Annotated in this window: 8 protein-coding genes; 6 read left to right on the top strand and 2 right to left on the bottom strand. The window is 58.6% G+C overall.

Annotated elements, in window-relative coordinates:
* The first annotated feature begins 36 nt into the window (after positions 1 to 36).
* The 6 genes from AC6CDK_RS00940 to AC6CDK_RS00965 all read left to right on the top strand — a co-directional run bounded on the left by AC6CDK_RS00940 (position 37) and on the right by AC6CDK_RS00965 (position 5,846).
* On the top strand, positions 37 to 900 hold the full coding sequence (locus AC6CDK_RS00940) for a chemotaxis protein CheX (protein ID WP_039644925.1): 864 nt from the start codon (positions 37 to 39) through the stop codon (positions 898 to 900).
* 221 nt (positions 901 to 1,121) lie between these two features.
* The gene (gene lexA, locus AC6CDK_RS00945) at positions 1,122 to 1,733 is read left to right on the top strand and encodes a transcriptional repressor LexA (RefSeq protein ID WP_192905120.1); all 612 of its coding nucleotides are present in this window, start codon (positions 1,122 to 1,124) and stop codon (positions 1,731 to 1,733) included.
* 49 nt (positions 1,734 to 1,782) lie between these two features.
* Positions 1,783 to 3,012, top strand: a complete 1,230-nt coding sequence (gene dinB, locus AC6CDK_RS00950) for a DNA polymerase IV (RefSeq protein WP_039644927.1) — start codon at positions 1,783 to 1,785, stop codon at positions 3,010 to 3,012.
* A gap of 216 nt (positions 3,013 to 3,228) precedes the next feature.
* On the top strand, positions 3,229 to 4,506 hold the full coding sequence (locus AC6CDK_RS00955; RefSeq protein WP_192905121.1) for a glutaredoxin family protein: 1,278 nt from the start codon (positions 3,229 to 3,231) through the stop codon (positions 4,504 to 4,506).
* Positions 4,507 to 4,587: 81 nt separating this feature from the next.
* A complete protein-coding gene (locus tag AC6CDK_RS00960) occupies positions 4,588 to 4,992 on the top strand; it encodes a CoA-binding protein (RefSeq protein WP_039644930.1) in 405 nt (134 codons plus the stop codon).
* Positions 4,989 to 5,846, top strand: coding sequence for an HhH-GPD family protein (locus AC6CDK_RS00965; protein WP_039644931.1), 858 nt, complete (start codon positions 4,989 to 4,991; stop codon positions 5,844 to 5,846). Before AC6CDK_RS00960 ends, AC6CDK_RS00965 begins: the two co-directional genes overlap by 4 nt.
* 18 nt (positions 5,847 to 5,864) lie before the next feature.
* Here AC6CDK_RS00965 and gpmA read toward each other — a convergent pair whose 3' ends face one another.
* Positions 5,865 to 6,608: a 2,3-diphosphoglycerate-dependent phosphoglycerate mutase gene (gene gpmA, locus AC6CDK_RS00970; protein WP_192905122.1), complete on the bottom strand. Its 744-nt coding sequence runs from the start codon at positions 6,606 to 6,608 to the stop codon at positions 5,865 to 5,867.
* On the bottom strand, positions 6,605 to 9,703 hold the full coding sequence (locus AC6CDK_RS00975; RefSeq protein ID WP_192905123.1) for an efflux RND transporter permease subunit: 3,099 nt from the start codon (positions 9,701 to 9,703) through the stop codon (positions 6,605 to 6,607). Before AC6CDK_RS00975 ends, gpmA begins: the two co-directional genes overlap by 4 nt.
* Positions 9,704 to 9,743: the final 40 nt, after the last annotated feature.

Consider the following 9,743-nt stretch of genomic DNA (forward strand, 5'->3'; position numbering starts at 1 on the left):
CCCCCTTATTCATCAATCTCGCAGGGAGGACCGGACATGGCGGTCAAGTTTTTCGGACAGTTTCTCGTTGAAAAAGGAGTGGTAACGCGGGAAGTTCTCCTGCAGGCCATAGAATTGCAAGAATCGGTAAACCTGAGCTTCGGCGCCACGGCCATGGCCATGGGGCTTCTGACCGAAGCCGACATCGAAAAAGTCCACAACGCCCAGCGGTGCGAAGACCTGCGCTTCGGCGACATGGCCGTCAAGCTGGAGCTTCTCACTGCCGACCAGATGCAGCAGGTGCTCACCCGCCAAAAGAACGGCCACCTTTACATCGGCGAAGCCCTGGTCAAGGTCGGCGGGCTTTCCGCCGACGACCTTCCCCGCTATCTGGACGAATTCAAGGTGGATCAGGCTCAGTACGCCACTGACACGGTAAGCATCCCGGCCGGCCTTGCAAACCCGAACATCTGGGAAATGGTAGTCGACCTCTCCCGCAAGATGCTTACCCGGGTGGCGCTTCTCACGTTTCGTCCCGAACCGTGCTTTGTGGCGAATCGGCTGCCCAGGAAGGATGTCTACGCGGCCATGGATTTCTCCGGCGACGTCTCCGGGTGCTACCTGATGGGAGTGTCCACGGATGCCCAGGCCAGAATCGCCAGGGCAATCCTCAAGGAAGCCAATGTGGACGAAGAGCCCAAGGAGGTTCTGGACGACACGGTGATGGAATTCATCAACGTGGTATGCGGCAACATAGCCGCCAAGGCGGCTCAACTCGGCAAATCAATCGAAATCGCGCCTCCCCGGATCGTTGAGGCATCCGGCGGCATCGTTCCGCCGGCCGATCACCTCTGCCTGTGCTTCCCCGCATGCCTGGCCGAGGGGGATCACGTGGAACTGGCAGTCTTTATCAAGGAATAACCGATCGTTACCCCCGTGCGTTGAATCCGGGCGCACGGGGGATGCCCCGCACCGCTTCTCCCGATTCGCGCCATTACACACCATCCTTCCCGAATCTCTTCCCCCTGCCCTGTTGCCTGACTCTATCCTAAGGCAATTCCCGCTCACTGTTTCCCATCCTTGACACCTTTGTTTTTTTCATGTTAGGTTGACATATGACAACCAACAAGGGAGCCGTCCCCATGGAAACACTTACCCCCCGCCAGCGCACCGTGCTTGAGTTCATAACCTCCCACGTGGATCGTTACGGCTATCCTCCTACCATTCGGGAAATAGCCCACCACCTGAACGTGAGCGGCACACTGGGCATTGCAAAGCACCTGGAGGCTCTTGCCCGGAAAGGCTACCTCCAGCGGGAACCGGGGAACTCGCGCGGCATAACTCTGACTGGGCGGGCACGGCGCGCCCCTGCCGTTTCGTTACCCGTGATCGGGGTTGTGCGGGCCGGAGTCCCCCAGATCGCCACAGAGGAAATCGAGGAGCACATCTCGATTGATCAGTCCCTGGTCAAAGGCGGCGCCTTTTTTCTCAGAATCAAGGGCGACTCCATGATCAATGCCGCGATCATCGAAGGGGACCTGGCCCTGGTCCGCCCCCAGCAGACAGCGGAGAACCGCGACATCGTGGTAGCCATGATCGACGGCGAAGCAACGCTCAAGCGTTTCTACCAGGGAGCGGACCATATCCGGCTTCAGCCCGAAAATCCCAATATGGCCCCCATCATAGTTCGGAGCGGGGGACAGGAGGCATGGATAATCGGCAAGGTAGTAGGTATTTACCGGCGCATGTGCTGACAGCAGGCACAATTAATACATAGGTAAGCAGGTGCGCTGATACTTAACTATGAACACCCATCGAACCATCCTCCATCTGGACATGAACGCCTTTTTTGCCTCTGTCGAGCAACAAGCAGACCCATCCCTCCAGGGAAAGCCGGTTGCGGTTATCGGGTCAGGCGCGCGCACCATCATCACCACCGCATCCTACGAGGCCCGCGCCCACGGGGTCAGGACAGGCATGACAACTCACGAGGCAAAACGGCTCTGCCCGGAATTGATCCTCGTTATCGGCAACAACCGGGAATACACCCGCATTTCAAAACTGATCTTCGAAATGCTCGGGCAATTTACCCCCCTTGTGGAAGTCTTTTCCATTGACGAAGCCTTTCTCGACCTGAGCGGTTCGCTTCGACTTTTCGGCAGCGCCGACGTGATTGCCCGCGAGATTAAAGCCCGCATCCTGGACCGATTCGGCCTCACCTGCTCCATCGGCATCGCTCCAAACAAGCTTTTGGCAAAACTCGCCTCTGACATGCAAAAGCCTGACGGCCTCACCATCATCCCACCCGAAAACGTGGCTTCACTCATGAAAACGACCCCGATCCGCAGCCTCTGCGGAATAGGCCCATCCACTGAACAACGACTGAAATACCTTGGCATTTCCACCTGCAACGACCTGGGACACTTCAGCCCGGGGATACTTAGCCGACATTTCGGTGTCATGGGAGCACGACTCACACAGATGGGACAGGGCATTGACGACTCCCCCGTAATACCGACCACAACGGAAGAAGAAGTGAAAAGCATCAGCCACAGCACAACCCTGGACCACGACCTCACCAGCAAGGAAGACATACATAAGTACCTGCTTATGCTGTCAGAGATGGTTGGACGCCGCGCGCGCCGCTACAAAACCAAAGGAAAAACAGTTACCCTGACAATACGGTATGCCGATTTCACCACGTTCAGCCGCCAGGAAACCCTCCCCTCCCCATTGAATCGAAGCAGCGACATTTATCGAGCCGCCACTGCACTGCTCGACACACTCCACTTAACGCAACCAATACGACTCCTGGGCGTGGCCATCAGCAACCTTGTACATGCCTCGGAACAGCTCCCCCTCTTCCCGGAAGAACAGCGGCTCACAACCCTCTCGCAAGCCATGGACCAGGTTAACGACCGGTTCGGAGACACTGCCGTCACCTTTGGCACCCTGCTGGGACAAGACAACTGCTCACACGTTATCGCCCCTGCCTGGAGACCCGCTGGCATACGTGACGTAGAAGTAAAGTAATTACGATAGTAAAGCCACATAGACAACCATATCTCGCCTACCAGCTCAACGCACACCAAACTTACATACATACCTAATCACCCGAGACCATTGGTCTCAGGATTCTGCCGCAAAGATGAATGCTCGCTCCAGAGTGGTACACTTGCTACAGATATCAAGTTCGGGCCGGGTGAAGACACAAGAAGAAATACCCGGCGCCCGAGCGGGAGACGAGCGATGATCAGGGCAAGAACGAGATGGGCGCCTTTCCCCGCTGTTGCCGCACTCCTGCTCTGCCTGACAATGCTTCTTGCCTCATGGGCAGAGACGACATCCCGGGCACCGGCTGTTACCCTTTACTTTTTCTGGGGTGAAGGCTGCCCCCATTGCGAACGGGCCAAGACCTACCTCGCTGACGCCCACCACCGCTTTCCCGGCCTGGAAATCCGCTCCTACGAAGTGCTGCACAATGAAAACAACCTCAATCTCCTCATGACCATGTCCCGCAAACTGGGAACAGAGGCTAAAGGGGTCCCAACCTTTATTATTGCCAACAGGATGCTCGACGGTTTTTCAGATGAAACCCGTCGTGAGCTGGAACAGGAGATCGTCAGACGCACCGCGACATCCCACCCAGCCGGCGAAAACGACACACAAGGCAGAGCCGGCAATGCGGCCCCGCTCACCCTTCCTCTCCTCGGAACCATTTCGGCCGAGAGACTGTCCCTGCCCTTTTTCACCCTCGCCGTTGCAACGCTCGACAGCTTTAACCCCTGCGCGTTCTTTGTGCTCCTCTTTCTCCTGAGTCTCATGGTTCATGCCCATTCCCGCCACAAAATGGCACTAATCGGCGGGGTGTTCGTCTTTTTCTCCGGCTTGGTCTATTTTCTCTTCATGGCGGCCTGGCTGAATCTCTTTCTGGTAACCGGACACCTGACCTGGATTACCGTGCTGGCTGCCGTCGCGGCTTTGATCATCGCAACCATGAACGTGAAGGACTTTTTTCTGTTCGAAAGGGGAGTGTCGCTCGTCATCCCCGAAGAGGCAAAACCCAGGCTCTTCGAACGAATGAGAAACCTTGTCAGGGCAGGAACCCTACCAGCCATGCTGGCGGGTACCGTAGTGCTCGCCTTGGCCGCCAACAGTTACGAACTCCTCTGCACCGCCGGCTTTCCCATGGTATTCACACGGGTCCTGACCCTGCGCGAACTGCCGTCATCGGCCTATTACCTCTATCTGGGGTTTTACAATGTCGTCTATGTGATTCCCCTGGCGATTATCGTGGGAATCTTTACGATCACCCTTGGCAGCCGGAAGTTGACCGAATGGCAGGGACGGGTTCTCAAGCTCGTGTCAGGTATCATGATGCTCAGCCTCGGATTCGTGCTGCTGCTCAGGCCAACGCTTTTGAATAACGCCTTCATCTCACTGGGGATCATGGCCGCATCCCTTGCGGTTTCATGGGTGATAGTAACCATAGTCAAGCAAATAAAGCCCGACTGGACCCGGCATTGAACGCACAGAAACGGATTCCGGCTGGTGATTTTCGCAAAAGGATATACAATCAATCTCGTCACAACACGAGAGGAGGACACCATGAGCACGAAAGAGCAGATCGACGCCTTTTTCGCCGCCAAGGCGTTCGGGGTGGTGGGAGCCTCGGCCGACCGGCACAAATACGGCAACAAGGTCCTGAGGGTCTATCAGCAGAAAAACCTGAAGGTCGTCCCGGTGAACCCCAGGGAACAGGAAATTGAAGGAGTGGCCTGCGTGGCCAGCGTGATGGACCTGCCGGATGAGGTAACGAGCATCTCGGTCATTACGCCGCCGAAGATCACTGAAGAGGTGGTGGAAATGGCTGCCCGCAAGGGCATCCGCACTATCTGGATGCAACCGGGAGCCGAAAGCGACAAGGCGGTGGAGCTTTGCCGTCAAAATGGCATCGCTGTCATCGCTGACGGGAGCTGCATCCTTGTTGTCCTGGGGTACCGCGACCATTGAACAGGGAACAGGAGCTGACGCATCTCTTCCGCCAGGAAGGGCTCACGCCGGCCGTGGCAGACCTCTTCCGGCGGATCGTGTATGACTGGTACGTACCCCAGCGTCGCGAACTCCCCTGGCGGGAGACCTTTGATCCATACGCCATCCTCGTGTCAGAGATCATGCTCCAGCAGACGCAGGTGGAGCGCGTCAGGGAAAAGTACGCAACATTCCTGGCCGAGTTTCCTGACCTGAGGGCCCTGGCTGCGGCGCCACTGGAACGGGTTCTTGCGGCATGGCAGGGGCTTGGCTACAACCGGCGCGCCGTGAACCTCAAGCGCTGCGCCGAGGCGGTTGTCGCAAGCCTGGGAGGAGAGGTCCCCGCCGATCCGAACGAATTGGTCCGGCTGCCGGGCATTGGAACGTACACGTCCCGGGCAGTGGTCGTCTTTGCCTTCAACACCCCCCTGCCCTTCATCGAGACCAATATCCGCAGCGTGTATATCCACCATTTCTTCGCGGACCAAAGCGGCATTCACGACCGCGATCTCATGCCTCTGATCGAACAGACCCTGGACCGCGATAATCCCCGCGAATGGTATTACGCTCTCATGGATTACGGATCGCACCTGAAGCGACTGCATGGCAATCCGTCGCGCCGCAGTTCACATCATACGCGACAGACGCCGTTCAAGGGATCCAACCGGGAGGTGCGCAGCCGCATCCTCCGGGCCGTGCTGGAAAATCCGGGTATCAGCCGCGATGCGCTTGAAAAGGCAGTGGGAGCGAGCAGCGAAATCGTGGGGAAAAACCTGGAACAGCTTGCCGCGGAAGGATTTATCGTGTCGCGGGGCCCAGGGTATCGCATCCTATAGCCCCTGACACACACATACTTACCTCTTCACCTGATCCGCCACCGACTGGGTGGCCCGGGCAACCTCGTCAGGATCACCCAGGTAATAGCTTCGTATGGGGCGCAGGTCATCTTCCAGTTCATAGACAAGGGGAATACCGGTGGGAATGTTCAGGCCGGCAATGGCGTCGTCCCCGATACCGTCCAGGTGTTTCACCAGGGCCCGCAGACTGTTGCCATGGGCTGCGATGAGCAGCCGACGGCCTGCCAGGATGCGTGGCGCGATTGTCTCGTGCCAGTAGGGAAGGAAACGGGCTACGGTATCCTTGAGCGACTCGGTCAGGGGGATATCTGCGGGATCAAGCTCCGCATAGCGCGGGTCCCGTGCGGGGTTGCGCGGATCGCCGGCGGCCAGGGGCGGCGGCGGAACATCATAGCTGCGACGCCAGACATGAACCTGTTCCATACCGTGCTTTTCGGCGATTTCGGCCTTGTTGAGCCCCTGGAGCGCGCCGTAGTGGCGTTCATTGAGCCGCCAATGACGGTGCTCCGGAATCCACATCTGATCCATCTCCTCCAAAATGATCCAGAGGGTTTTGATGGCCCGCTTGAGCACTGAGGTGAACGCCTCGTCAAAGGCAAACCCCTCGTTTTTCAAGGTACGACCGGCACGCAGGGCCTCTGCCGCGCCCGTATCGGTCAGACCCACGTCAGTCCAGCCGGTAAAACGGTTTTCCCTGTTCCAGACACTTTCCCCATGACGAATCAGAACGAGCGTTCTCATGCGCTGACCCTCCGGCGGCCCGGCAGTTTCCCGACGAACCATTCCTGCATGCGGTCCATGTAGTAATAAATAACCGGTGTTATGTAAAGGGTCAGCAACTGGGACACCAGAAGCCCCCCCACCACAGCCAGCCCCAGGGTACGCCTGGCCTCGGCCCCGGCACCGATCCCCAGGGCAATGGGGAGCGTCCCCATCAGCGCCGCCATGGTGGTCATCATGATGGGGCGGAAACGGACGAGAGCCCCCTGATGGATTGCCTCCAGTGGTGGTTTCCCCTCGGTGCGCTGGGCCTCCAGGGCGAAGTCGATCATCATGATCGCGTTTTTCTTAACAATGCCAATCAGCATGATGAGACCGACAAAGCCGTAGAGATTCAGTTCCTTGCCGAAGATCATCAGGGTAATGAGTGCCCCGAACCCGGCTGACGGAAGACCCGACAGGATGGTGAGGGGATGGATATAGCTCTCATAGAGAATGCCGAGGACAATGTAGATTACCACGATCGCCATGATGATCAGGACAATTAGCCCCGTGGTCGACTGCTGGTAGGCCTGGGCAACTCCCTGGAAACTGGTGGTGAATGAAGCTGGAAGCGTATCGCGGCTCACCTGCTCGATGGCTGACACGGCCTCGCTGAGAGGGGTGTCCGGCCGCAGGTTGAAGGAGATGGTCACCGCCGGGATCTGCCCCAGATGGTTCACGGAAAGGGGACCGAGAGTCCGCCGCAGGGTAGCGAGGGTGTTGAGAGGAACAAGGTCGCCCTGCTGAGAACGGATGTAAAGCATGGACAGGGCTGCCGGGTCGGTCTGGTAGCGGGGCTCCAGTTCCAGGATAACCTTGAACTGGTTGTTTGGAGCGAAGATGGTGGAAACCTGGCGGGAGCCGTAAGCGTAATAGAGGGCATCCTCCACCTGGTGGGCGGTGATGCCGAGGGCCGACGCCTTGTCCCGGTCTATGTCGAGTTGCACCTGGGGATTATTGAGTTGGAGGTCGCTGGTCACGTCCAGCAGGAGCGGCACCTGCTTCAGCCTGGCCTCCAGGTCGGCTGCGCGCCGGTAGAGTTCATCCGTATCGGGACTCTGGAGCACGAACTGATACTGGCTCTTGGCCAACTGAGCCTCCAGTCGAATCGGCGGCGGATTCTGGAGGAACATGAGAATCCCGGGCACAGCCATGACTTTCGGCCGGAGCTGCTGGATGACCTGATCCGCGTTAAGCTTCCGCTCGTGGCGGGGCTTGAGCCGAATGAACATGAACCCCGAATTGGAGGACACCCGGCTCCCGGCGGCGCCCGCCGAAGACATGAATCCTTCAACGTTCGGGTCCTGGAGCACAATGGCCGCCAACTGCTGCTGCTTGGCCTTCATTTCCTCGAAGGAAATCCCCTGGGCACCCTCGGTAATAGCGAAGATGGCCCCGATGTCGTCGCTGGGCAGCAGCCCTGTGGGGATTCTCGTGAAGAGCCAGATGGTGAGCAGGGTCATGGCAAGGGTGCCGGCCAACACGGTCCGGCGGAGCCTCAGAACCTTTGCCAGAGTCACTTCGTAGAGGCGGTACATGCCGTCGAAAAACCGCTCCATGACCGTATAAAACCTGCCGTGGCCCTTTTCACCACTGTGCGGACGAAGGAAGCGGCTGCACAGCATGGGGGTCAGCGAGAGCGATACGAAGCCGGAAATGAGAATGGCCAGGCTGATGGTGACGGCGAATTCGTGGAGCAGCCGGCCAAGCATCCCTTTCATGAAAAGAACCGGGATAAAGACCGCCACCAATGAAATGGTCATGGAGACAATGGTGAATCCGATCTCGCGGGAGCCACGGAGGGACGCCTCCATGGGGCTCTCCCCCTTCTCCAGGTGACGGACGATGTTCTCCAGCATGACAATGGCGTCGTCCACCACGAAGCCCACCGACAGGGTAAGAGCCAACAATGAGATGTTGTTGACCGAAAACCCCATCAGGTACATGGCCGAAAAGGCGCCGACAATGGAGAGCGGTAGCGCCAGGCTCGGAATTACCGTTGCCGGCAGGTTGCGCAGGAAGAGAAAAATCACCATGATGACCAGGCAGATGGTGAGCACCATGGTGAACTTCACATCGGCGACCGACTCCTTGATCCCCTCGGTCCGGTCGAAGTGGATGCTCAGATCCACCGAGCCGGGGAGTTGGGAGCGGAACTGGGGAAGCAGCTCCTTGATCCTGCTTACCACTTCGATGGTATTGGTGCCCGGCTGGCGCTGGATGGCAAGGACAATGGCACGGGTCTGTTTGTACCAGCCGGCCACCTTGTCGTTCTCCACGCTGTCAATCACCCGGCCGATCTCTCCGAGACGGACCGGCGAGCCGTTGCGGTAGGCGACGATGAGCGGCTCATACTCCTTTGCGCTGTAAAGCTGGCCACTGGTCTGGATCGTCAGGGCCTCGTGCTTTCCCTGGAGGGTGCCGGTTGGAAGGTTCACGTTCCCCCGCTCCAGGGCCTGGGCCACCTCGTCAATGCCGATCTTGCGGGCCGCCAAGGCCTTGGGGTCCACCTGAACCCGTACCGCATACTTCTGGGAGCCGTAGATCTGTACCGAGGCCACGCCGTTGACCATGGAAATCCGTTGGGCGATCATGGTATCGGCGTATTCGTGGACCGTGGAGAGGGGAAGCGTCGGCGAACTGAGAACCAGATAGAGGATCGGCTGATCGGCCGGATTCACCTTCTGGAACGATGGGGGGGCCGGCATATCCTGGGGAAGCTGGCGCTGGGCCCGGGAAATGGCGGCCTGGACATCCTGGGCCGCGGCATCGATGTCCCGCTCCAGGGTGAACTTGATGGTAATGCGGGATATGCCGATGCCGTTGGTGGAGGTCATGGAGTCGACACCGGCAATGGTGGAAAACTCGCGCTCCAGGGGGAGCGCCACCGATGAGGCCATGGTGTCGGGGTTGGCGCCCGGCAGAGTGGCGGAAACCTGGATGGTCGGGTAGTCGACGGTGGGCAGGTCGTTGACCGGCAGCTTGTCGTAGGCGATGAGGCCGAAAAGCATGACCGCCAGCATGATGAGGCTCGTCATGACCGACCGGCGGATGAAGATTTCGGCAATGTTCATGGGTACTTACCCGGCTCAGGGGGGGGGGGAAGCGCCGGCA

The sequence above is a fragment of the Geobacter sp. PheSNFMC genome (assembly GCF_059620965.1).

Bases quoted from the DNA above. Each gene is read 5' to 3' on its own strand.
- AC6CDK_RS00940 (WP_039644925.1), top strand. From the start codon at position 37: ATGGCGGTCAAGTTTTTCGGACAGTTTCTCGTTGAAAAAGGAGTGGTA.
- lexA (WP_192905120.1), top strand. From the start codon at position 1,122: ATGGAAACACTTACCCCCCGCCAGCGCACCGTGCTTGAGTTCATAACC.
- dinB (WP_039644927.1), top strand. From the start codon at position 1,783: ATGAACACCCATCGAACCATCCTCCATCTGGACATGAACGCCTTTTTT.
- AC6CDK_RS00955 (WP_192905121.1), top strand. From the start codon at position 3,229: ATGATCAGGGCAAGAACGAGATGGGCGCCTTTCCCCGCTGTTGCCGCA.
- AC6CDK_RS00960 (WP_039644930.1), top strand. From the start codon at position 4,588: ATGAGCACGAAAGAGCAGATCGACGCCTTTTTCGCCGCCAAGGCGTTC.
- gpmA (WP_192905122.1), bottom strand. From the start codon at position 6,608: ATGAGAACGCTCGTTCTGATTCGTCATGGGGAAAGTGTCTGGAACAGG.
- AC6CDK_RS00975 (WP_192905123.1), bottom strand. From the start codon at position 9,703: ATGAACATTGCCGAAATCTTCATCCGCCGGTCGGTCATGACGAGCCTC.